The organism is Sphingobacterium sp. 1.A.4 (genome assembly GCF_002734245.1).
GTDB classification, from domain to species: Bacteria; Bacteroidota; Bacteroidia; order Sphingobacteriales; family Sphingobacteriaceae; genus Sphingobacterium; species Sphingobacterium tenebrionis.
Map to the genome: position 1 here is coordinate 19,734 of NZ_PEAZ01000049.1, position 24,163 is coordinate 43,896.

The window sequence follows — 24,163 nt, forward strand, 5'->3', positions numbered from 1 at the left end:
CAAATATCAAACCATAAAAGCAAAAGAGGCTTATCAAGCATTTGATTAAGCCTCTTTTTATATTCTAAAAGAATTGATAGTTATCAAATTCTCATTTAGTTTTCTTCGATTTTTTCATTTAAAAGAAGGTCAGCGATAGTAATAACTGCCCTGCTTAATCTTGGATCATTATAGAACATATTGGCAACACCACCTTTATGGTCTTTCTTCAACTGGTTAGGATTAACCTTAAATTCGTTTACCAATACATTGTAAATAGCATCTGCACGTTCTCTACTCAAACGTTCGTTGATCGCTGGAGTACCTGTACCCTCATCCGCATAACCCGTAATACTGTATACAAAATTAGGATTGGTTTCTTTGATCAATTTCGCGAAGAAACCTAGGTTTACACGAGCTTCATTACTAACCGTACTTTTATTGATTGGGAAAGTAACAAGAATTGGTGCAGCCAACATGTTTCTCTTCACGTTAATATTCGTAATGGTCGTATCCTTCGCTTGAGCCAACAATTTACGTAAGGCATCGTTGTCTGATTCCAGTTGCTTTAAGCGATCTAGGATAGCTTGTAATTGGGCTTCATCGTAAGATTCCGTTACTTTAATTTGGGTTGGCTTATCCCAATCGCGTTTGTTGAAACGGTAAACAAGACCTAAACTTGCGGATAGGATACCATCATTTCTCCGGTTACCTTCATCCCCATCAAAACGGTCATGTACCATTGCGCCTCTTACATCAAGGGTTAGGTCCAGTGCATTGGCTAAACGAAATGTGTTGTAAACACCAATGTTTGCACTTACCTCACGCTCATTCGGTGTTTCGGTAGTCACCATCCAACCTAAACCTGCATAAGGGCTAACGTTGTAAAAACGGTTTGGTTTAAAACCATCTAAGATATTCGTTAAATTGAACAATACATCTCCACGAAGATGCCAATATCCAAACTCTTCATTATATAACCAGTATCCATCCCATGGTTTTCCATCATATTGTACACCTGTTGAATGCGGACCAAATTGGGTTAATCCCTTAACCTTTAATCCATCAACACCTACGCGCACCCCAATACCTGGTGAGAACCATTTCCCAATATAGCCATGGAAATATGGTGTTAAACGTTCGCCAAATTTTGCTTGTTTATTGTGGTCTCCAAAATACATTTGGGCACCAGCACCAGCACCAAAAAACCAGTTATCAAAAAAGCGGTTGGTAACAACCTTGTATTGATCCTCGCTGACAGTAACAACAGAATCGCGTTTGATGGTTAGGGTTTGCCCGTAACTTGCTGTACTAATGGACAGACCAAGGGCTATAGAAAGTAATGTTTTATTCATTTCTTAACGATAAGAATTGATTTAATAAATTTGTAAATTGATTTGTTGGATAAAAATTAATAGTTAGTGTGATCTTAATTTTGTACTCCCCTATTCAAATCTGAAACAAAGATATAATTGAAAATCTTTTTTAGGAAAATAGATGGCCGACAATATTGTGTAAAATATTTCTTTATAGTGTAATATATCTCAAATAATCAAAATTGAATTTTTCAAATCAACGTTTGTTTTAAATATTTATTATCAAAATTAATTTTATAATAAATTTTTAATCGAAAAACGGAAATCCTATTGAGTAATATTTAAAATGGGTTAAATTTTATTTGTAAACAAACATCTACATAGGAAAGCCTGCAATAAATCATGCTTAAAACTTGTTTAAACCCATTATTTAATTTGTCTTTCACTAAATTTTCTTTCCTAGCCTAAAAACCCTGATCGGATTTCATGCTTCTTCCATGTTGCTCTGTTTTTACAATATGAATCGTATTTTGGGTCTTGGTGAAAGTGAGCTGGAAGTGACATGTAAGTGAGGTGTAAGTGCCTTTATGCACTTAAACCTTACTTACAAGGTGCTTACAATATACCTTCATAGTGAACCAAAAAAGGCCGTATCAAACACGAATGTGCTGATACGGCCTTCTGCTACTTTAAAGAAATATTGATTTAGATCACGATATTAATGATCTTCCCTTTTACAAAAATGATCTTCTTAACTGGTTTCCCATCCAAATACTTCTGTACATCTTGGTTTTCCATAAGAATTGCCTCTACCGCCTTTTGGTCCAGATCTAATGCCAAAGGTAGATTCATACGCATTTTACCATTGATAGATACAGGATATGCAAATTCGCTTTCCACCAAGTATTCTGGATTAAAGACTGGATATGGTGCATAGGATATGGTTCCTAGTTCATTGCCCAATAAGGACCAAAGCTCTTCCGTAATATGTGGTGCATAAGGTTCCAAACAGATGATCAGATCCTGTAAGATCTTACGCTTATTACATTTAAGATCAGTCAACTCATTGACACAGATCATAAAAGCAGAAACGGAAGTATTGAAGGAAAATCTTTCAATGTCCTCTTCCACTTTCTTGATGATCTTATGCAATGCTTTGTATTCGGCTTTGCTAGGCTCGTCATCTGACACCAGGAAGTTCCCTTCTGCATCATGGAACAGACGCCATACCTTACGTAAAAATTTATATACTCCTTCTATACCGTTTGTATTCCAAGGTTTTGCCTGCTCTAAAGGACCCAGGAACATTTCGTACAAACGTAGGGTATCCGCACCATATTGACTGATGATATCATCTGGGTTAACCACATTGAACTTAGATTTGGACATCTTCTCCACCTCAGTTCCACAGATATATTTGCCATTTTCCAAAATAAATTCAGCATTGGCAAAGTCCGGACGGAATGATTTGAATTTCTCCAGATCCAACACATCGTTATGAACTATATTCACATCAACGTGCAATGGGATCGTTGGGTAATCATTCTTTAAGCCTAAGGATACAAACTTGTTGGTTCCTCTACCTTCCGCATCCAAAATACGGTAAACAAAATTCGACCTTCCTTGGATCATCCCTTGGTTGATCAATTTTTTGAATGGCTCTTCTTCATTATGGTATCCAATGTCCTTCAGGAATTTGTTCCAGAAGCGAGAATACAATAAGTGGCCGGTGGCATGTTCTGAACCACCAATATATAAATCTACGGCTTTCCAATAATCAACCGCTTCAGAAGAAGCAAATTGCGTTTTATTTTTCGGATCCATGTATCGGAACCAATACCAAGACGAACCTGCCCAACCCGGCATGGTGCTCAACTCATACTCGTATTCATCTTGATACTTCCAGTCTTCAGCGCGTCCCAATGGTGGTTCGCCCGATTCGGTTGGCAAATATTTATCAACCTCTGGTAATAATAAAGGCAACTCCTCCTCTTTGATCAGATAAGGCAACCCTTCCTTAAAATATACAGGAACTGGTTCGCCCCAATAGCGTTGTCTACCAAATATGGCATCCCGCATACGGAAGTTTACTTTTGCTTTACCCAATTTCAAGGATTCTAGACGCTCCACCAAAGCAGGCACTGCCTCTTGGTAGGTCATTCCATTGATAAAATCAGAGTTGATGTATTTTCCGTCTTTGTTTGGATCTGCTGCTTCTGAAATATCCTGGGTATCGGAAATTGGAATGATCGGCAATCCAAAATGCTTAGCAAAGACATAATCACGTTGATCTCCGGATGGAACGGCCATTACTGCACCGGTTCCATAACTTGCCAATACATAGTCAGCAATCCAGATCTGTACATCTTCTCCCGTAATCGGATGTTTTGCATAAGATCCGGTAAATGCACCTGAAACAGTTTTTGTATCTGCCATCCGATCTAATTCGGATTTTTTGGATGTCTTATCGATATATGCCTCTACTTGTGCCTTTTGGTCGGCTGTAGTCAATGCATCCACCAATTCATGTTCTGGCGCCAAGACTACGAAACTTACTCCAAAGATGGTATCTAAACGGGTAGTGAAGACTTCAATCTCGCTGTTCAATTGTGGAACTGGAAATTTCACACTTGCTCCTACCGACTTGCCTATCCAATTGCGTTGCATTTCCACTAAGGGTTCTGGCCAATCGATCGTTTCCAAACCACGCAATAACCGGTCTGCATATGCGGTGATACGCATCGACCATTGCATCATTTTCTTTTGTTCTACCGGGAATCCTCCGCGTTCGGATACACCATTGATCACCTCGTCATTCGCCAATACAGTGCCTAATGCAGCACACCAGTTCACGGTACTTTCGCGTAAGTAGGCTAATCGGTATTTCAACAATTCTTCTTGTTGTTCTTTTTCAGAAAAATCTTTCCACTCCGCTGTGGTGAATTCACGGATATCATCATCTGCTTCGGCCTGTATACCTGCTGAACCTTGGCTTTCAAAATGTTGGATCAGCGCTTGGATGGTCTCCGCCTTATCGCTGGTTTTGTTGTACCAGGCATCGAACAATTTCATGAAAATCCATTGGGTCCAATGGTAATATTCAGGTTCAGAGGTTCTGATCTCCCTACTCCAATCGTAAGAGAAACCGATATTATCCATCTGCTCCCTATAGCGATTAATGTTAGCTTCGGTAGTGATTGCAGGGTGTTGGCCAGTTTGAATGGCATATTGTTCTGCTGGAAGGCCAAACGAATCGTATCCCATGGGATGCAAGACATTAAAACCCTTCAGCCTTTTATATCTTGAGAAAATGTCAGAAGCGATATATCCGAGTGGGTGGCCGACGTGCAGACCTGCGCCCGATGGATAGGGAAACATGTCTAACACATAATATTTTGGTTTATCGGATGCCGTTTCTGTTTTAAAGGTCTGATGATCAGCCCAAAACTTTTGCCACTTTTGCTCGATGGAAAGATGATTGTACTCCATTATTATTGATAAAAGAAATGTTGTAAGAATTGCGAAAATAGCTATTTTAAGGCAATTTTAGCACAAAACTTTTTTATTCTATACAATAATTTCTGATATTCGTTGTTAGATGTTTAGTGAAAATACTTACTTTCGCACATAATATTAAGGAAATCATATGTCAGTGATCGAACAGGGTTCGCCAAGAAAAAAAACTAAATCGGTATACATTTCTACAGTGATCAGTATTGCACTGGTACTATTAATGACAGGCTTATTGGGATTGATCCTCGTGCATGCCAAAAATCTATCTCGGTATGTAAAGGAAAATATCGTGCTGAATGTCATTGTCAACGACAATGTCAATGAAGGCGACGTGCTTTCTTTGCAGAAGGACCTGGAAAAAGATCCATATGTGCTCCGTTCAGAATATGTGAGTAAAGAATTAGCGGCCAAGAATCTGAAAGAAGATCTTGGTGAAGATTTCGTAGAATACTTGGGCCATAACCCCCTATTACCTTCTGTTGATATCTATATGAAAGAACAGTATGCCAATACCGATAGCATCAAAATGTTCATTGATAAGGTTGGCAAGAACAGTAAGGTAAAAGAAGTGGTTTACCAAGAGTCATTGATTGATATGGTCAACCAGAACATCCGTATCATAGGAATTGTTATTTTGGCATTCACGGTAATCCTATTGATCATTGCCGTTGCTTTGATCAACAACACCATCCGTTTAGCGATCTACTCGCAGCGTTTCTTGATCAAGAGCATGCAATTGATCGGTGCGACCAAGAATTTCATCAGACGCCCATATATCATGTATGGTATTGCGCATGGCCTAATTGGTTCCTTGATCGCTATTCTATTATTGGTATTGACCCTTCAATTTGCTCAAAAACAGGTTCCTGAATTGGTGTTCCTTCGTGATTGGGTGGAGTTTGCGATTATTTTTGCGATCGTTATCGGATTGGGGATCCTGATTTCAGGTTTGAGTACCTATTTTGCTGTTACCAAATATTTACGCGCTAAATCCGCGAGTTTATACCGTTAATCAATTATTATTAAAATGAGTCAGACTGTAAAAAACACGAAAACGCAGGCTAAAACGGCTAACCAAGGCCAATTTATCTTTCAAAAAATAAATTATCAATTATTTATATTAAGCATCATTGTGGTTGCTGTAGGTTTTTTATTGATGATGGGTACTGAAGATATCTATAGTTTCACCAAGATCACGCTTGCTCCTTTAGTGGTAGTAGCTGGTTTTGCATTAGGATTCGTAGCCATTTTATATAAACCAAAGACAAAAGAAAAATAATAGATGAGTATTTTTGAGGCCATAATCCTAGCAATTGTTGAAGGATTAACCGAATATTTACCCATATCTTCTACTGCCCATATGGGATTCACAGCTGCCCTGATGGGTATGCAAGAAAGTGAATATCTTAAAATGTTTCAAGTGTCGATCCAGTTCGGTGCCATCCTTTCCATCGTCGTGCTCTATTGGAGAAAATTCTTCGATTTTAAAAACCTGAATTTCTATTTTAAATTGGCCATCGCTGTTATTCCAGCTCTGGTTTTAGGTAAATTATTAGACGATAAGATTGAGGCGGTTTTAGGGAACCAGATCGCTATTTCGGCAGTTCTTGTCTTAGGTGGAGTTGTTCTTTTGTTCGTTGATAAATGGTTCAAGAATCCAAAGATCACGGACGAAAAGCAGATTCCTATTAAAAAAGCATTTATTATAGGTTTTTGGCAGTGTTTAGCCATGATGCCAGGAACATCGCGTTCTGCGGCATCCATCATTGGTGGTTTGACCCAAGGATTGGACCGTAAAGCTGCAGCTGAATTTTCCTTTTTCTTGGCGGTTCCTACCATGTTGGCCGTTACGGTCTATTCTATTTTCGTAAAGACTTGGGGCGAAGGAACAGCGCATGCACAGAAAGGATATGAAATGATCATGGCGAGCAATGAAACCATCATGGTGTTCATCATAGGAAATATCGTTGCCTTTATTGTGGCCATGATCGCTGTAAAATCATTTATCACGGTATTGACAAAATACGGCTTCAAGTTTTGGGGCTGGTATAGAATTGTAATCGGTATTGCTTTATTGGTTTTCTTTTATAACCAATAATCGTACGCTATAATAGGTAATGAACGGTCAAGGTGTGGTAAAACCCTTGACCGTTTTTATTTATAGCAAGGGCAATGCTAAATATTATTACTATTTTTGCAGAAAATTGGAATGAACAACATACAAGAAGATAAATCCATTGCCGACCTTAATTTTGCTGAAGGTGCCGTTTTGTTGATTGACAAACCGTTGACCTGGACGAGTTTTGATGTGGTGGGAAAATTAAGAAACACCCTAAAACCTTTAAAATTAAAGGTGGGACATGCGGGCACCCTGGATCCATTGGCAACGGGATTATTGATTGTATGTACAGGTAAAATGACCAAACAGATCGACGGCTTTCAGGCTGAAGACAAGGAATATACCGGGACCATTACTTTAGGTGCAACAACCCCAACGTATGACCTGGAGAGCGAAATCGACCAAACCTTCGAAACCCAACATATCACAGAAGAAATGATCCAGCAAACGGCTGCGGATTTCCTCGGCGAACAGGATCAATTCCCTCCTGCCCATTCAGCGATTAAAATTGGCGGTGAAAGGGTTTATGAAAAAGCAAGGCGTGGTGAAGAAGTGGAGCTGAAAGCGAGAAGGATAAACATTACGGCTTTTGACATTGAAAAAATTGAAATGCCATTGGTTTATTTGCGGATTCGATGTACAAAGGGAACCTATATCCGTTCTATTGCAAATGATTTCGGGAAAAGGCTGCAATCTGGAAGTCACCTATCTTCCTTGAGAAGAACAAAAAGTGGTGATTTTGATGTGCAGGATGCCTGGGATCTTACCACTTTAATTAATCAGATAAAAGAAACCAAAGAGCAATCTTTGTTAAAATAACCTTCAACAATAAGGAATGAAAATATACAGAAATCTTGATGAGTTTCAACCATTAGACTTTGCCATTGTCACCATCGGAACTTTTGACGGTGTACATGTTGGTCATCAGAAAATACTGAACAAATTGGTTGAGCTTGCCAAAGATAATACTGGTGAAACCGTGTTACTAACCTTCTACCCACATCCAAGATTGATCATCAATCCAGATGATGATTCACTGCGATTGATCAATGATATCGAGGAAAAAGTAGAAAGATTGGCTTTAGCCGGAATTGATCATTTAATCATAACTCCTTTTACCCGCGATTTTTCTAACCAAACAGCAGAGGAATACATCTCGAATGTATTGGTCAATAAAATTGGTTGTAAGAAGATTGTCATCGGATATGACCATCATTTTGGCAAGAATCGGGAAGGTACGATCAAGGATTTGATCCATAATTCGCAGATATTTGATTATACCGTGGAAGAAATTCCGGAGCAGGATATTGAGGATGTGGCTGTATCGTCTACCCGCGTTAGGGAATCACTTATCAAAGGGGATATCATAACGGCTAATAAATACTTGGGCTATCCATTTGAATTGACTGGAACGGTTATCAGAGGCGATCAAATTGGCCGGGAGATCGGTTTTCCAACGGCTAATCTTCATATTCATGAAGCCCATAAATTGATTCCAGCGTATGGAATTTATGCGGTGGAAGTGGAAATCTATCCTAGATCTACAGAAATAAAGACAGGACATTATTATCAACCTGAGCCAGAGCGCGTAGCACAGGGAATGTGTTATATAGGCACCAGGCCAACGGTAGATGGTATGAACAGAAAGATTGAAGTGAATCTTTTGGATTTCAATGATGATCTATATACCAAGACCGTGAGGGTTAAATTCTTACAGTTTATCCGCCATGATCAATGGTTTGAAAGTTTAGAATTGATGCAGGAACAAATCAAAAAAGACGAAAAGGATATTCGAGCTTTCTTTGAAAATTGATAAAGACAAAAGGCCTAATTTTTTTTAGGCCTTTTGTTTTATATTGATCTTTTTATTTTAATTTTCGGAATTTAAGTTCATAACTACTATTCCTTTTATCTTCATCTTTAAGTTTTTGGACTTGTGCATTGGTCAACCATTTGTTCTCCACGTTGACCACAAGCCTATTTTTCCCCATATCGACTTTTATTGTTCCATTATCGTCATGCGGCATTGTGGATGACCAGGTTTCCGTAATCTCCCACTGATATATAGTAGGGTCATCTAAATCCAGGTCATTTTTCTTACAAGCGCCCAATATAAACAGTACGAAGAGGATTGGAATTAAGCCATTCCCAATGTTATGTTTCCATGATTTCAGATAATTTCTCATTGGAATTTGGTTTGTAATAATTACTAAATAATTGACTAAACCAAATATAAAAAATTAAATCAATTCAAACAAATCACTGATTCCCAATAGCTTTCGTGATGTGAAGCCCTCCGCATATTTAACCTGGATAGAGCGGCCCAATTCCTGCGCACGTGCTCTTGTGGAATTCATGAAATCAGGGTTTGAAATATAGGTTTCTGGTTCGTCATCCGAATCGGAAACATTGAATTGGGTTCCGTAAGCCAAAATAGATTTCTCTTTCACATCCCAAAATTCCGTGATATCGATCAAAATATCTGGTTGAATGTATTTATCCTGGATCAATTGCAATTGCAGTCTAGGTCTAAATGCTTTTTGTTCCTTTCCATCCAATTGGGTCTCTACCCTTCTCAGCCCCGCCAAAAACAGCGCATCATTGACCAATTTACTTGCTCTACCATGGTCAGGATGACGATCATCCAAAGCATTGGTGATCACAATTTCGGGTTGATATTTACGGATCGCTTTAATAATGGTCAATTGGCATTCTTCATTATTCTGGAAGAATCCATCCCTTAATTTAAGGTTTTCACGGACTGCGACTCCTAAAATCCTGGCTGCCTCTGCGGCTTCGGCTTCTCGTATTTCAGCAGTACCTCTGGTCCCCAATTCTCCTTGTGTGAGATCAATGATTCCAACCTTCCTGCCTTCTGCTACATACTTAGCAATAACTCCACCTGCACCTAACTCCGCATCATCAGGATGAACGGTCATAACCAATAAATCTAACTTCATATTTTCTTATTTTTTTGGATGAATTCCAAATTTAACCAAAATATATGGTTAAACTTTTAACGAGAGCAGCTCTTCGATGCGATTGTGGACTTTCTTTGACATTGGGCTGGTCAAACTATAGAAATAATCGACAACCTCCCCTTTCCTGTTCACCAGGTATTTATGGAAATTCCAAAGTGGTACAGAATCCACCTTTCCATTGATGTTGCTATTGGATAGATATTGATATAAAGGGTCGGTAAATTCCCCTCTTACATGGATTCTTTTGAATACGGGAAAAGATACTTGTTTTGCGATCCTGCAATAGGTTTCCAGCGTTCTACCCGTTAGAGGTTCCTGCTTTCTAAAATCATTGGATGGAAAGGCCAGCACCTCAAAACCCAACTGTTTATATTTGCGATAAAGGCTTTCTAAGGTTTCGAATTGTTTATTGAAGAAACATTTACTGGCTGTATTGACAATAAGCACTACTTTACCTTCAAAATCTCGTAAAGACCGCTTATTACCGCTAAACTCCAGTGCTGAAAAATCATAGATCGTCTTGTTCATAATCGCTGGTTTTATTGGTTTATATGTTGTTGGAACCGATATCCCTTTATTGGGTCGTCATCGGACGCGAACGTTCGTATTCACGCAAAATGTTCTCTATTTCATAATCCTCCGTAGGATCATAGGTACTTTTTAAGTTGTGGCCAAAGATTTTAGCTACCCCTTGGTATAAAAACGCAGAAATATTACCCTTCATATCCTTCACAAGTTCATAACTCGTACTTCCTGTTTGTCTTTCAATCAGTTTAATGAGGATCTTTCCTTGGGAAACACTCAGATTTTTCACTTCAGAAGTAATTTTCTCCTTGATTTCCTTTTCACATTCCTTGATCAATCTTTTTTCCTCACGATTGGAATTCGCCATTGCCAGATCACGATCCAATTGCTCATATCTCCTCTGCGCATAAATGGCATAAGGTAATACCCGAATAACATTACGTTTTAGACGTAAATATTTTTGTCTTTCTTCTTCCGTTTTAAATCTCCTGACCGCTACGATAACAATTTCTTCAATGGGAAACCATGGAACGACTTCTCCATTCTCCAATTTATCGGTGGCATACTTTTCCACTACGGGCGGTTTACCTCCTCCATACTGGGGCATAATCAAGGTTTGTGCTTGACCCCAGAAAGGGAAAAACAACCCGATTAAACATATCCCTAACCACTTTTTCATCCTTTTCGCTATTCTAAATAATTATGCCTGAAACCTAAATTATCATTTTTTTTGCGTATATTTATACGTTAAACGCTATACAAAAATACATAGTTTTTTGACCACTAAATATAATAAAAATTTTAAATATTATTTTATTACTCAGGAAGTTTTATGGAAGAATACGTGATTGATATTGAGGCAGAAAATAAGGAAATCCGTAAAAGATACCGCGCATTATTACGAGCTTGTAAGCCGACCTTGCAGAAAGGCGACAAGCAACAGATTCGTAATGCTTTCGATCTTGCATTGGAAAGCCATAAGGACATGCGCCGAAAATCTGGAGAGCCCTATATCTATCATCCCATAGCGGTAGCACAAATTGCTGCCGAAGAAATAGGTTTAGGAACAACTTCCATTGTCTGTGCCCTCCTACATGATGTGGTGGAAGACACCAGTGTCACTTTACAGGATATTGAAGAACAGTTTGGTAAAAAGGTAGTTCGTATTATCGATGGACTGACCAAGATCTCTGGGATCTTTGATCCAAATAGCTCGATGCAGGCGGAGAATTTCCGTAAGATGTTGTTGACTCTTGCGGATGATGTCCGTGTGATCTTGATCAAACTGGCCGATAGACTTCATAACATGCGGACCATGGAGTTCATGGCACGCCATAAACAGTTGAAGATCGCGTCGGAAACCAGTTACCTGTATGCTCCTCTGGCTCACCGCTTAGGATTATATGCGATAAAATCCGAATTGGAAGATCTTTCCATGAAGTATACCGATCCGGATACTTATAAATTCATCGCAAAGAAACTGAACGAGAAAAAAGCCGAAAGGGAGAAGTTTATTGCCGATTTTATTGGTCCTATCAAAGAGATTCTAGGAGAAGAGGGAATTACGGCTTCGGTTTTCGGAAGGCCTAAATCCATCCATTCCATCTGGAACAAAATGCGTAAAAAATCCATCCCTTTTGAAGAGGTTTATGATCTTTTTGCGATCCGGATCATCATCGACACGGTGGATGAGAAAGAAAAAACAGAATGTTGGAAGGTATATTCCATCGTAACTGATCTTTATCGCCCAAATCCAGATCGTTTGAGAGATTGGGTTTCCTCTCCGAAGGCCAATGGCTATGAATCATTGCATACAACCGTAATGGGCCCAAGAGGTCAATGGGTGGAAGTACAGATCCGTACAAAACGCATGAACGAAATTGCGGAGAAAGGTTTTGCGGCACATTGGAAGTACAAAGAGTCTAATTCGGATAATGGATTGGATCTATGGATACAGAAGATCAGGGATATTTTGAGTAATCCTGAGCAGAATGCCATGGACTTTGTGGATGACTTCAAGATGAACCTGTTCTCGGACGAGATTTTCATCTTCACGCCAAAAGGAACGTTGATCCAATTACCAAACGGTGCTACTGCACTTGATTTTGCTTTTGAGATCCATACGGATATTGGTGCAACCTGTATCGGCGCGAAGGTCAATCATAAATTGGTGCCTTTAAGCCATGAGCTCCAGAACGGTGATCAGGTGGAGATCATCACATCCAGCAAACAGACCCCAAAAGAGGATTGGTTGAATTTCGTGGTGACGGCGAAAGCTAAGTCCAAGATCAAATCATCCTTAAAAGAAGAAAAAAGAAGGGTTGCTGAAGATGGTAAGGAGATTTTAGAACGGAAGTTAAAGACGTTGAAAATCACTTACAATACGGACAACATCAATAAGATTGCGAATTATTTTAAATTCCCAAGCTCGCAGGAATTATTCTACAATGTGGCCAAGGGAAGTATTGACATCAAAAATCTTCGGGAATTTGTTGCCGCTGAACGTTCTGAGGATGCTAACCAGAATCAGTTCCAAACGCATATCAATGGGTTGGTAGAGAAGATCAATAAGAAAGATGACACCATCTTGATTGGAGATGATTTCCAAAAAGTGGACTATACCTTGGCGCCTTGTTGTAACCCTATTCCTGGAGATGATATTTTTGGATTCTTAACAGTGAATGATGGTATAAAAATCCACCGTACAAGCTGTCCGAATGCATCCAAATTAATGGCAAATTACGGATATCGCATCCTAAAAGCCAGATGGGCATCCATGCAGAACAGACCTTCCTTCTTGACCGGTTTAAAAATTGTGGGTATTGATGATGTAGGTTTAGTGAACAAGATAACAACAGTCATTTCACATGATTTTAATGTGAATATCCGTTCCTTATCCATTTCCAGTAACGAAGGGATTTTTGAGGGAGATATCATGGTTTTTGTGAATGATACGCAACAATTGGACAACCTCATCAAAAATTTAAAACAGATATCGGGCATCACAGGAGTTACCCGTTACGAATCAGAGAATTAAAGACTTACAAGCGTCTGACAGAATTAAATAGTGAATACCATACAAAAGTGGTAAATTTGAACCTTTAACGTTAAGGAATCATATGAGACAGGGCGAAAATTACGAAACTGTTAAAAAGATTTTTGAGGCATACCTTGAAAACAAGAACTTAAGAAAAACACCGGAGCGCTACGCTATCCTGGAAGAAATCTACTCACGTTCAGACCATTTTGATGTGGAATCCTTATATATCCACATGAAGAATAAGAAATACCGCGTGAGCCGCGCCACAGTTTACAATACCTTGGAGCTGTTAGTATCCTGCGATTTGGTTACCAAACATCAGTTTGGCCGTAACATGGCCCAATTTGAAAAATCCTATGGCTACAAGCAGCACGATCATGTGATCTGCATTGAATGCAATAAGGTGGTGGAATTTTGTGACCCTAGGATCCATCAAATCCAATCCATGATCGGTGACCTGTTGAATTTTGATATTAAACACCACTCTCTCAACCTTTATGGCATCTGTGCGGATTGTCGCAAGAGTAAAGGAACGAATGAAACGACCTTAAAAGCGGAAGTAATTTCAAATTAATTTAACATAGAAAGATATAATATATACCTTTGTTCGGCAAAAGGCTAGTAAACTCACTTCCTTCTGCCGAACATTTATTTTTTTCGTGTATCAAACAAATATTTAAACAATAAATTCAATAATAACTATGCAAGTTGATGTGCTTTTGGGTTTGCAGTGGGGTGATGAAGGAAAAGGAAAGATCGTAGATGTTTTTTGTCCTAAATACGATTTAATTGCTCGCTTCCAAGGTGGGCCAAATGCAGGACATACCTTAGAATTCGACAACAAAAAATTCGTACTGAACACCATTCCATCCGGAATCTTTAATGAAGGCACACTTAACCTTATTGGTAATGGTGTGGTTATCGACCCAATAATCCTTAAAAGAGAATTAGACAAATTAAAGGCCGCTGGATTCGATCCTGTTGGAAAAGGAAATTTAGTGTTGGCCCGTAAGGCACACTTGATCCTTCCGACCCATCAATTATTGGATGCTGCTTCTGAATCCAATATGGGAGCAGGTAAAATTGGATCTACCTTAAAAGGTATTGGTCCAACCTATATGGATAAAACAGGAAGAAATGGATTGCGCGTAGGTGATACTACCCTATCTGACTTCCAAGAACGATATGAAAAACTAAAACAAAAACACCTATCCATGCTTTCTCATTACGGTGAAATCCCAGATTTCTCTGAAAAAGAAAAAGCATTCTTAGATGCTATTGAATTTATAAAGTCTATCCCGCACGTTGACTCAGAACATTTGGTAAACCAATATCTGAAAGATGGTAAACGCGTATTGGCAGAAGGCGCCCAAGGAACATTATTGGATGTGGATTTCGGATCTTATCCTTTCGTTACTTCTTCGAATACCACTACGGCTGGTGCATGTACCGGATTAGGTATTGCTCCCAACAAGATTGGTGAAGTGTATGGTATCTTTAAAGCTTATGCAACACGTGTAGGTGGTGGTCCATTCCCAACGGAATTGGATGATGAAACCGGCGAACAATTACGTCAGTTAGGACATGAGTTCGGTGCAACAACAGGCCGCGCCCGTCGTACAGGTTGGATCGATATTCCTGCGTTAAAATATGCGATCATGATCAATGGAGTAACCCAATTAATCATGATGAAAGCGGATGTATTGGATTCTTTTGATACTATTTACGCTTGTACGCATTATAATTACCTAGGAGAAAAGATTGATTATATGCCTTACGAGATCATCACCAACAAACCAGAGCCAATCTATACGGCTATCGAAGGTTGGAAACAAGATCTTACAGGTATCCAAAGCAAAGGAGAAATTCCAACGGCATTGGAAAATTACATTGCTTTTCTTGAAAAGGAACTGAATGTGCCGATCAAATATCTTTCAGTAGGTCCTGACCGTAAGCAAACGATCGAATTATAAGAAACATGGCAACAGCCAGCTTTCATATTGATCCAGCATCTTTCTTACATCAAGCTTTACACTGGTCAAAAGGCTTTGAAGTAGTTTGTTTATTTCAATCGAACGAATTTCAGAACCAATATTCAGAAATACAAAGCTTATTAGCGATTGGAGCAAAGGATGAATTGACAGCCAACGTAGGTCGTGCTTTTTCAGAAATAGAAGATTTTAAATCCCGTTATCCGCATCAGTGGATACCGGGATTTCTTTCTTACGATCTGAAAAATGAATTGGAGGATATTTCCACCAATCATCCAAATCCCTTACAATTTCCAGACGCCTATTTTTTTATTCCTGAACTGCTGATCAAGTTTTCCAATGATCAGGTGGAAATTGAATGTGAAGGAAGTCCTGAAGCAATTTTCGAAGCCATTCAAAGTTTTAATATTCCGGATAATAGCAATAGTTATACCGGGCATCTTCGCGCCAGAATGAGCAAAGAAGCGTATTTCCACGCTTTTGAGCAGATGATTTCCCACATAAAACGCGGAGATATCTACGAAGCAAATCTATGTCAGGAATTTTATGATGATGCGGCAGCACTTAATAATTTAGAGGATCTGTATGAGCGTCTGAATGAAATTTCGCCTACCCCCTTTTCCTGTTTCTTTAAGTGGAAGAATAAATATATCCTGAGTGCATCTCCTGAACGTTTTCTGGCAAAACGAGGTTCGACGGTTATTTCACAACCTATCAAGGGAACTGCAGCGCGCGGTAAAACAGAAGAAGAAGATGAGATCCTTCGTCATAATCTGGCAAACAATCCAAAAGAGATTTCGGAGAATGTCATGATCGTCGATCTGGTAAGAAATGACCTGACCAGAACTGCCATTCCAAGTACGGTAGAAGTTACGGAGAAACTGGGCGTCTACACCTTTAAGCATGTCCACCAGATGATCTCCACCATCTCCTGCCAGGTAGATAGCCGTGTAAAAGCTACCGATCTAATCAAAAATACCTTTCCTGCAGGATCCATGACCGGGGCCCCTAAACTATCGGCCATGAAATTATGCGATCGTTATGAACATTCGCGCAGAGGAATCTATTCCGGCGCTATCGGTTATTTTGGACCTAATGGGGATTTCGATTTTAATGTAGTCATTCGTACGCTTCTTTATAATGCCGATAATCAATTCCTATCCTTTCATACTGGCAGTGCCATTACCATTGATGCAACTGCTGAACATGAATATGCCGAATGCCTAACCAAAGCCAGTGCCATTCTTCGCGCATTGGACGGTTTCATTAAATAAATTCATCACGTTTTCAACGTTTTGTAATTATTTTAATAATAAAACACCTAAATCATTAACATTTTACTATTTTTGCTTACAATTATAATTGCTGGTCATCATCTATTAGCTGGCTCTATGTTTATTAGTTGAAATTTTTAATGGGAAGACATATTTTAAAAAGAGAACAAGCCATTACGTTTGTTAAAGAAACATTTGCGACTGGATTAAAGAAGGTGTTGAACCTTACGCCAGTTTCTTCACCTATTGTGGTATTGGATGGAACTGGTATCAACGATGACCTGAATGGCATTGAAAGACCCGTATCCTTTCCCATCAAATCGTTGGATGACCAACGCGCTGTTGTGGTCCATTCCTTAGCCAAATGGAAGAGGATCCGATTAAAGGAATTGGAGATGGAACCAGGTGAAGGAATTCTTACCGATATGCGGGCGTTAAGACCAGATGAGGATTATTCGCCGATCCATTCTATTTATGTAGATCAATGGGATTGGGAATGTTGCATTACGCCAGATCACCGGAACCTACCCTTCTTAAAGAAAACGGTAGAAGATATTTATTCGGTCATCTATTCCACCGAGCAAGCTGTTTCAACACAATACCCACATATAGAAGCCGTATTGCCAGAAAACATACATTTCATTTCTTCCGAAGAGCTGTTATTGACCTATCCGGATCTTACACCGAAGAAAAGGGAAAATGCCATTGCAAAAGAATACGGTGCTGTATTTTTATATGGAATCGGGGGCAACTTGTCCAATGGCTATCCGCATGATGGCCGCGCAGCAGATTACGACGATTGGAGCACCGGAAATGAAAGAGGATATAAAGGATTGAACGGCGATATTCTGGTATGGAATCCGGTTTTAGGAACTGCCTTTGAACTTTCGTCAATGGGTATTCGGGTGGATAAAAAAGCTTTGATCACCCAGTTGGAAATCAGGAACAGTATGGACAGGCAACAGTTAACCTTCCATCAGATGTTATTGAACGACCTCCTACCTGAATCCATTGGAGGTGGTATCGGCCAATCAAGAATCTGCATGTTCATGCTGAAACTAAAACATATCGGCGAGGTACAGGTGAGTATCTGGGATCCAAAACGAAAAGAATCCCTATTGGAACAAGGCGTAGAACTCTTATAAAACATCCACACTATTATATATTCTATTATTCAATAAAACATGCAAAAATACTGCTAACATTTTTAGTAAATAAAAATATTAGTAGTATTTTTGTTTTATGAGGGAATCACACTTTGCCATAGTCGATATTGAGACAACGGGATCATACGCCGCTGCCAACCAGATTACGGAAATTGCCATATTCATTTTCGATGGCAAAAAAATCATCGATGAGTATGTTACTTTGATCAACCCCATGTCCCCCATCCCATTCCATATCCAGACCCTCACGGGCATTACCGATGAAATGGTTCAGGATGCTCCCACCTTTAAGGATGTCGCTGAAAACATCTACCAGATGCTTCGAGGAAGAATCTTTGTTGCCCATAATGTTCATTTTGACTATTCCTTCATCCTTGCCGGCCTAAAAAATGAAGGCTATGATTGGAAAGCGCAACGCCTATGCACCGTAAGACTTGCCCGGAAAATATTTCCAGGCTTCCCTTCCTATAGCCTTGGTAAGATCTGCCAATCCTTAAACATACCTTTATCCGATCGCCACCGGGCATTTGGAGATGCAAAAGCTACCGTGGAGCTCTTTCGTCAAATTTATGAAAGGGATGAGGAACAGTACATCGCCAAAGCAGTTTCAGCAAAAGCGAAGGAACAGCGATTGCCAACACATATCCCATCAGAACTTTTCGAAAGCCTTCCATCAAGCACTGGAATCTACATTTTTCGAAATTCAAGTTCCAAGATTATCTATGTAGGCAAGGCCGTAAACATCAAAAAAAGGGTTATTTCCCATTTCAGTGGCAATAATCAAGGCGAAAGGCGACAAAAGTTCATCAATGAAATTGCTGACATTGAATTTCAGGAATCAGGCACGGAATTGATGGCCTTGATGATGGAATGTAACCTGATCAAAAAACATTGGCCGATCTATAACCGAGCTCTCAAAAAATATGAACCTAAATTCGGGCTTTTAAGCTATGAGGACCAGAATGGATACCTACGCTTATCCATCTGTCAAATCCGTAAAGGGGTCTATCCGGTCTATTATTTTAATACCGTCCATGAGTCTACCCAATTTTTGATGAAACTCATTGATACCTATCAGTTGGATTATCGTTTATGTTCCTTTTTTGACAATGGAAAACAACCGAAGGAACGGGTGGAACCTGTGCTGAAGGAAAATCTTCCTGATGTGGAATCCTATAATGAACGTATGAATAATGCGCTGAACCATCTGGATCAGTTTAAAAGAAGCTTCTTAATTGTCGATAAAGGCAGGAACAGGGAAGAAAAAAGTTATGTGTATTTTAAAGATAACAAGGTGCACGCTGTTGGATTTGTAGCCAACGATTTGGAAATAAGCAATATCGAGGATGTCATCGTTCAAGAAAACTTGGTTCACAGCAATTATTATATGAATAATCTTGCCGATAGTTATGCCTTAAGATATCCCAACCTGGTTTTAACTATCTAATACACCAAGCGGTATTTAAAAGAGTTTTAATTGAGGGTTTGGTAGTTGATCACCTTCAGATGTTTGGAAATTGGAAACCGTAACACCCAATAGGCGGATCTTTATTTCCTGCAGGTCAAGATTTTCCAATAACTCCAAGGCTAAATGCTCTATTTCTTGTTGGCTTCCAAAATAATCCAGCATGGTTTTACTACGGGTTATCTGGGTAAAATCTGCAAACTTCACCTTTAAGGTAATCGTCTTCGCTTTCCGCCCTGATTTATCCAATCGATTAAACACTTTCGCAGACAATTTGATCACTTCCGTTCTAAGATCTTCCAATTCCCTAAGATCCTTTTCAAAAGTATCCTCCGCGCCAATGGATTTCGAAATGCGGTTGGGTTTTACAGGTCTATTATCTTCTCCTCGAACAATATGGAAGAAAAATTTCCCCGACTTCCCAAAATGAAAGATCATTTCCGATTCCGAAAACCTTTTCAAATCCTTACCCGTAAAAATACCCAGTTGATGCATTTTCTTGGCTGTAACTTTTCCTACGCCAAAGAATTTATCCACCGGTAACTGCTCCAGAAACTTGACGATTTTGGAAGGCCCAATGAAGGTCAATCCATCCGGTTTTTGCAGATCCGAAGCGATCTTTGCCACAAACTTATTTACGGATACCCCCGCTGAGGCTGTTAATTGCAATTCCTCACGAATGGCTTCTTTAATTTCCCTAGCGATATCCAAAGCGGATCCGATACCTAATTTATCCTCCGTAACATCCAGAAAAGCCTCATCTAACGACAAAGGCTCAATAATATCGGTATACCTTAAAAATATCGACCTGATATGATTAGAGACCTGTTTATATACATCAAATCGTGGGTAAGTAAAAAGCAAATCCGGGCATAATTGAAGTGCCATCCGGGAGGACATCGCCGATTTAACACCAAATTTCCTAGCCTCATAACTCGCTGTTGCTACCACCCCTCGGCCATCCGGAGAACCGCCAACAGCCAAAGGTTTCCCCCGAAATTCGGGAAAGTCCCGCTGCTCTACCGAAGCGTAGAAAGCATCCATATCGATATGTATGATTTTTCGCATATTTTGGTCAAAAAATACATCCAGGTATTTTTTCGAGGTAATTTAGCTAATAAATATAGTATCTTTGCAGCAATCAAATATTAAAATTGAAAATGAGCAAAGTTAAAGTTGGATTGGTACAAATGTCCTGTGTAAAAGATAAACAGGCAAATTTGGATAAAGCGATTGTAAAGGTTCGTGAAGCTGCTGCAAAAGGCGCCCAAATAGTTTGTTTACAAGAACTTTTTACCTCCCTATATTTCTGTGATGTAGAAGACTATGACAATTTCGATTTAGCGGAATCTATCCCTGGTCCTTCTACAGATGCCCTTTCTTCAGTTGCCAAAGAATTAGGTGTCGTTATTATTGCTTCTTTATTTGAAAAACGTACAGAAGGATTATACCATAATACCACAGCTGTTTTAGATGCTGATGGTTCATACTTGGGCAAATACCGCAAGATGCATATCCCTGATGATCCTGCCTTTTACGAGAAATTCTATTTCACTCCAGGCGATCTAGGCTATAAGGTTTTCCAAACCAAATTCGGTAAAATTGGGGTATTGATCTGTTGGGATCAATGGTATCCAGAAGCTTCCAGAATCACCGCCCTAATGGGTGCTGAAATCCTTTTCTACCCAACTGCTATTGGATGGGCAACCGATCAGGATGAAGAAACCAATGTAGACCAATATAATGCTTGGCAAACCATCCAACGCTCACATGCTGTTGCCAATGGTGTTCCTGTAGTATCTGTCAACCGTGTGGGATTTGAGCAAGATGGTGCGATGAAATTCTGGGGAGGAAGTTTTGTAACCAACCCACAAGGAAAATTGCTTTACCTAGCTTCCCATGATCAAGAAGAAGTGGAAGTGGTGGAGTTAGATCTTAAACAATCGGATTACTTCCGCAAGCATTGGCCATTCTTACGTGATAGACGTATTGAAACTTACAGTCCGATCACAAAACGCTTTATTGACGAAGATTAATTAGCATAAATCCATTACACAATATACCTTCATGTTCATTTCCTGGTTGGAATACCCTTCATGAAGGTATTTTTATGTATCCAAACATATGAACACAAATTCCTCCCTTTATTCCATCGAAGAAACTCCCAAAGCATTAGGTTTCCGATTTCCTGCAGAATGGGAAAAACAAGAAGCCCTTTGGTTGTCTTGGCCGCATAAAGAAGAATCTTGGCCAGGTAAAATTGAAACCATCTATGCACCCTATAGCGAATTTATTAAAGTTGTTGCAGAAGATCAGTTGGTAAGAATCAATGTGGCAGATGAAGACATGAAAGCATTTGCCTCCAAACATATTGAGGCTGCCGGAACGAATATGGAAAATGTAAGTTTCCATTTCAATCCGACAAATGATGCCTGGTGCCGTGATCATGGGCCTGCATTCCTAATCAATCCTACTACCGGAGAAAAAGCGGTTGTAGATTGGGGATATAATGCCTGGGGAGGTAAATATCCGCCCTTTGACCTGGATGATGTGGTTCCAACAAGAATCGCAAAGGAATTTAATCTAAAACTTTTCACCCCTCCTATTGTTATGGAAGGAGGATCGGTGGAGTTCAATGGTCAAGGGACTGTGCTAACTACAACGGCCTGTCTGTTGAACGAAAACAGAAATCCTCATTTGACCAAGGAACAAATAGAACAGTATTTAATGGATTATTATGGCCAGGACCAAGTTTTATGGTTGGGCGATGGTATCATTGGAGATGATACCGATGGTCATATAGATGATATTACCCGTTTTGTTTCGGAGGACACCGTTCTGACAGTAATCGAGGAAGATCCATCGGATGAGAATTATCCTATTCTTCAGGAAAACTTAGAGAACTTGAAGAATATGAAATTAAAAGATGGTCGTTCTTTAAAAATCGTGGAATTGCCTATGCCGAAACCAGTTATCTATGAAGACCAACAGTTACCTGCCTCCTATGCCAATTTTTATATTGCCAATAAGGTAGTAGTTGTTCCTGTATTCAACGATCCAAACGATCAGCGAGCATTGGATATTATTCAATCCTGCTTTCCAGACCGTAAAGTTATCGGTATCAATTCAGTAGATATTATTTGGGGATTGGGAAGTTTCCATTGTTTAAGTCAACAAGAACCCGCAATTTAAGCCAGCACCATACTATGAAAAGCACAAACATTACACTAACTACCTTGTTCTTCTTCCTTTGCATCGGATTGTTGAATGCGCAGGAAAGAGATGACAGGGCTACTATTTTAAATTTCAAGGGAATCCAGTATAAATCAAAGGATTCCTTGTTCTATACCAACTTCCGATTCCGGATGCAGAACCGATTAGGTTTCTCCAACGAAATCAATGGTGAAGATGATGGAAAATTCGATGCCCGAATCAGAAGGTTAAGAATGCGTATGGATGGTTATATCTATACCCCCAAGATTTCATATTCGGTACAATTGGCGTTTACCCGTAGTGACCAGGATGTTGATGATACAGGAATTGCCAATATCGTTCGTGATGCGGTCGTTTTCTACAATTTCTCCGATGACTTCTATATTTCATTTGGACAGAACAAATTACCTGGTAACCGTCAAAGGGTAAACTCTTCCGGACAATTACAATTTGCTGACCGCTCTTTGGTGAACAGCAACTTTACGATTGACCGTGACTTTGGAGTTTCCCTGAACTACAGTAAAGAGATCGGTTCCGTTGCGTTCTCAGCGAAAGGTGCTGTTTCTACTGGTGAAGGAAGACCAGCCAATTCAACAGATGATGGTTTGGCCTATACCGGACGGGTAGAATTTCTTCCTTTAGGTAAATTCACCAATGAAAATGATTACCAAGAGGGTGACCTTGTCCGTGAGGAAACACCGAAAATCTCCTTTGGTGGAGGTTATTCCTACAATGACCGCACCATTCGCGAAGGTGGTCAAACCGGCCGTTATGTACAAAACCCATTTACCTTGAAAACCAGTTTTGCGGATATGATCTTCAAATACATGGGCTTTGCTTATCAAGCAGAATACATGCGCAGGGATGTGGATAATCCTTTAAATGTAACGGATGAAGATGAACCAGAACCAACCGTTGCTTATAAAGGATGGGGATTGAACCAACAGATCTCCTACCTCATGAATAAAGGTTATGAAATAGCGGGACGTTATACGTATATCGAACCACACCAGGACATTCAGGATTTTGAACGTCAAACAGAAGTTGTGGAATTAGGCTTGACCAAATACATGAAAGCACACCGCTTAAAATTCCAACTGAACGGTAGTTATACCTTTAAAGATGGCTACTTCAACAACAATAACCAAAAAGGAACTTGGGGAGGAATTTTCCAAGTAGAATTAGGTATCTAATCCTATTTTTCTTCTTTATATAAGCGAGGTGTAAGTGCCTTCATGCACTTACACCTCACTTACATGTCACTTTTACTATGCTTACACCTTGTCTTGTCCTTATATAGCTATACAGATTATTGGTTTAATTCTGAATTGATTATACAGGCAAATTTGGTAATACTATATGTACTATACAAACTCTTTCTTCACTATTGGATATTTTTTTGGTCTCCATCTCTTTCTGAGCGCACCTGATCTCATGTGTGCCTGTTCAGGGGTGAGGTAGTCACAGCTCGCGTGCGGCCTCAGGTTGTTGTATACCCTGATGTTCTCCCGTATCTTTCCGGTGGTCTCCCTCAGGCCACCCTGTGATGCGTAGAGGTCGAACTCCGCCTTCAGTATGCCG

At 39.6% G+C, this 24,163-nt stretch carries 21 protein-coding genes and 1 pseudogene; 14 read left to right on the forward strand and 8 right to left on the reverse strand.

Annotated elements, in window-relative coordinates; genetic code table 11:
• Nucleotides 1-95: 95 nt before the first annotated feature.
• Together CRJ00_RS07670 and leuS are read right to left on the reverse strand one after the other, a co-directional pair.
• Nucleotides 96-1,334: an OmpA family protein gene (locus tag CRJ00_RS07670; RefSeq protein WP_099366289.1), complete on the reverse strand. Its 1,239-nt coding sequence runs from the start codon at nucleotides 1,332-1,334 to the stop codon at nucleotides 96-98.
• A gap of 666 nt (nucleotides 1,335-2,000) precedes the next feature.
• Nucleotides 2,001-4,784 carry a leucine--tRNA ligase gene (leuS, locus tag CRJ00_RS07675; RefSeq protein WP_099366290.1) on the reverse strand — a complete coding sequence of 928 codons (2,784 nt, stop codon included), beginning with the start codon at nucleotides 4,782-4,784 and terminating at the stop codon, nucleotides 2,001-2,003.
• Between the two features lie 157 nt (nucleotides 4,785-4,941).
• Between leuS and CRJ00_RS07680 the strand changes: the two genes are divergently transcribed.
• The 5 genes from CRJ00_RS07680 (at nucleotide 4,942) to CRJ00_RS07700 (ending at nucleotide 8,740) form a co-directional block, all read left to right on the forward strand.
• Entirely contained in the window at nucleotides 4,942-5,820 is an 879-nt protein-coding gene (locus CRJ00_RS07680; RefSeq protein ID WP_099366291.1) for a cell division protein FtsX, read from the forward strand.
• 15 nt (nucleotides 5,821-5,835) lie between these two features.
• Nucleotides 5,836-6,087 carry a DUF3098 domain-containing protein gene (locus tag CRJ00_RS07685; protein ID WP_099366292.1) on the forward strand — a complete coding sequence of 84 codons (252 nt, stop codon included), beginning with the start codon at nucleotides 5,836-5,838 and terminating at the stop codon, nucleotides 6,085-6,087.
• Nucleotides 6,088-6,090: 3 nt separating this feature from the next.
• The gene (locus CRJ00_RS07690) at nucleotides 6,091-6,906 is read left to right on the forward strand and encodes an undecaprenyl-diphosphate phosphatase (RefSeq protein WP_099366293.1); all 816 of its coding nucleotides are present in this window, start codon (nucleotides 6,091-6,093) and stop codon (nucleotides 6,904-6,906) included.
• A gap of 111 nt (nucleotides 6,907-7,017) precedes the next feature.
• Nucleotides 7,018-7,746 (forward strand): tRNA pseudouridine(55) synthase TruB, encoded by a 729-nt coding sequence (truB, locus tag CRJ00_RS07695; RefSeq protein WP_099366294.1) that lies wholly within the window; start codon nucleotides 7,018-7,020, stop codon nucleotides 7,744-7,746.
• A 16-nt stretch (nucleotides 7,747-7,762) separates the two neighbouring features.
• Entirely contained in the window at nucleotides 7,763-8,740 is a 978-nt protein-coding gene (locus CRJ00_RS07700) for a bifunctional riboflavin kinase/FAD synthetase (RefSeq protein ID WP_099366295.1), read from the forward strand.
• A gap of 52 nt (nucleotides 8,741-8,792) precedes the next feature.
• Here the strand turns inward: CRJ00_RS07700 and CRJ00_RS07705 are convergent, their stop codons facing one another.
• From CRJ00_RS07705 to CRJ00_RS07720, 4 genes are read right to left on the reverse strand one after another with little or no spacing between them, the layout of a single operon-like run.
• A complete protein-coding gene (locus CRJ00_RS07705; protein ID WP_099366296.1) occupies nucleotides 8,793-9,113 on the reverse strand; it encodes a hypothetical protein in 321 nt (106 codons plus the stop codon).
• 54 nt (nucleotides 9,114-9,167) lie between these two features.
• Nucleotides 9,168-9,887, reverse strand: coding sequence for a bacillithiol biosynthesis deacetylase BshB1 (gene bshB1, locus CRJ00_RS07710; RefSeq protein ID WP_099366297.1), 720 nt, complete (start codon nucleotides 9,885-9,887; stop codon nucleotides 9,168-9,170).
• A 48-nt stretch (nucleotides 9,888-9,935) separates the two neighbouring features.
• Nucleotides 9,936-10,436, reverse strand: a complete 501-nt coding sequence (locus tag CRJ00_RS07715) for a glutathione peroxidase (RefSeq protein WP_099366298.1) — start codon at nucleotides 10,434-10,436, stop codon at nucleotides 9,936-9,938.
• 46 nt (nucleotides 10,437-10,482) lie between these two features.
• Nucleotides 10,483-11,112: a DUF4294 domain-containing protein gene (locus CRJ00_RS07720; protein ID WP_099366299.1), complete on the reverse strand. Its 630-nt coding sequence runs from the start codon at nucleotides 11,110-11,112 to the stop codon at nucleotides 10,483-10,485.
• 153 nt (nucleotides 11,113-11,265) lie between these two features.
• Here CRJ00_RS07720 and CRJ00_RS07725 point away from each other — a divergent pair, with 153 nt between their 5' ends.
• The 6 genes from CRJ00_RS07725 to CRJ00_RS07750 all read left to right on the forward strand — a co-directional run bounded on the left by CRJ00_RS07725 (nucleotide 11,266) and on the right by CRJ00_RS07750 (nucleotide 19,351).
• Nucleotides 11,266-13,470: a RelA/SpoT family protein gene (locus tag CRJ00_RS07725; RefSeq protein ID WP_099366300.1), complete on the forward strand. Its 2,205-nt coding sequence runs from the start codon at nucleotides 11,266-11,268 to the stop codon at nucleotides 13,468-13,470.
• An 82-nt stretch (nucleotides 13,471-13,552) separates the two neighbouring features.
• A complete protein-coding gene (locus CRJ00_RS07730) occupies nucleotides 13,553-14,047 on the forward strand; it encodes a Fur family transcriptional regulator (RefSeq protein ID WP_099366301.1) in 495 nt (164 codons plus the stop codon).
• 127 nt (nucleotides 14,048-14,174) lie between these two features.
• On the forward strand, nucleotides 14,175-15,446 hold the full coding sequence (locus tag CRJ00_RS07735) for an adenylosuccinate synthase (protein ID WP_099366302.1): 1,272 nt from the start codon (nucleotides 14,175-14,177) through the stop codon (nucleotides 15,444-15,446).
• Nucleotides 15,447-15,451: 5 nt separating this feature from the next.
• The gene (locus CRJ00_RS07740) at nucleotides 15,452-16,738 is read left to right on the forward strand and encodes an anthranilate synthase component I family protein (RefSeq protein WP_099366303.1); all 1,287 of its coding nucleotides are present in this window, start codon (nucleotides 15,452-15,454) and stop codon (nucleotides 16,736-16,738) included.
• A 140-nt stretch (nucleotides 16,739-16,878) separates the two neighbouring features.
• Entirely contained in the window at nucleotides 16,879-17,883 is a 1,005-nt protein-coding gene (gene asnA / locus CRJ00_RS07745; RefSeq protein ID WP_099366304.1) for an aspartate--ammonia ligase, read from the forward strand.
• Nucleotides 17,884-17,980: 97 nt separating this feature from the next.
• Nucleotides 17,981-19,351, forward strand: coding sequence for an exonuclease domain-containing protein (locus CRJ00_RS07750; protein ID WP_099366305.1), 1,371 nt, complete (start codon nucleotides 17,981-17,983; stop codon nucleotides 19,349-19,351).
• 15 nt (nucleotides 19,352-19,366) lie between these two features.
• Here the strand turns inward: CRJ00_RS07750 and dinB are convergent, their stop codons facing one another.
• Complete coding sequence (dinB, locus tag CRJ00_RS07755; protein ID WP_099366306.1) at nucleotides 19,367-20,437, reverse strand: DNA polymerase IV; 1,071 nt, start codon at nucleotides 20,435-20,437, stop codon at nucleotides 19,367-19,369.
• 92 nt (nucleotides 20,438-20,529) lie between these two features.
• Between dinB and CRJ00_RS07760 the strand changes: the two genes are divergently transcribed.
• From CRJ00_RS07760 to CRJ00_RS07770, 3 genes are all read left to right on the forward strand, one after another.
• Nucleotides 20,530-21,405, forward strand: coding sequence for a carbon-nitrogen hydrolase (locus CRJ00_RS07760; protein ID WP_099366307.1), 876 nt, complete (start codon nucleotides 20,530-20,532; stop codon nucleotides 21,403-21,405).
• 88 nt (nucleotides 21,406-21,493) lie between these two features.
• Entirely contained in the window at nucleotides 21,494-22,561 is a 1,068-nt protein-coding gene (locus tag CRJ00_RS07765) for an agmatine deiminase family protein (RefSeq protein WP_099366308.1), read from the forward strand.
• 14 nt (nucleotides 22,562-22,575) lie between these two features.
• The gene (locus CRJ00_RS07770) at nucleotides 22,576-23,775 is read left to right on the forward strand and encodes a porin (RefSeq protein WP_099366309.1); all 1,200 of its coding nucleotides are present in this window, start codon (nucleotides 22,576-22,578) and stop codon (nucleotides 23,773-23,775) included.
• Nucleotides 23,776-23,946: 171 nt separating this feature from the next.
• Here the strand turns inward: CRJ00_RS07770 and CRJ00_RS18790 are convergent.
• A pseudogene (locus CRJ00_RS18790) lies at nucleotides 23,947-24,163 on the reverse strand (hypothetical protein); the annotation flags it as partial.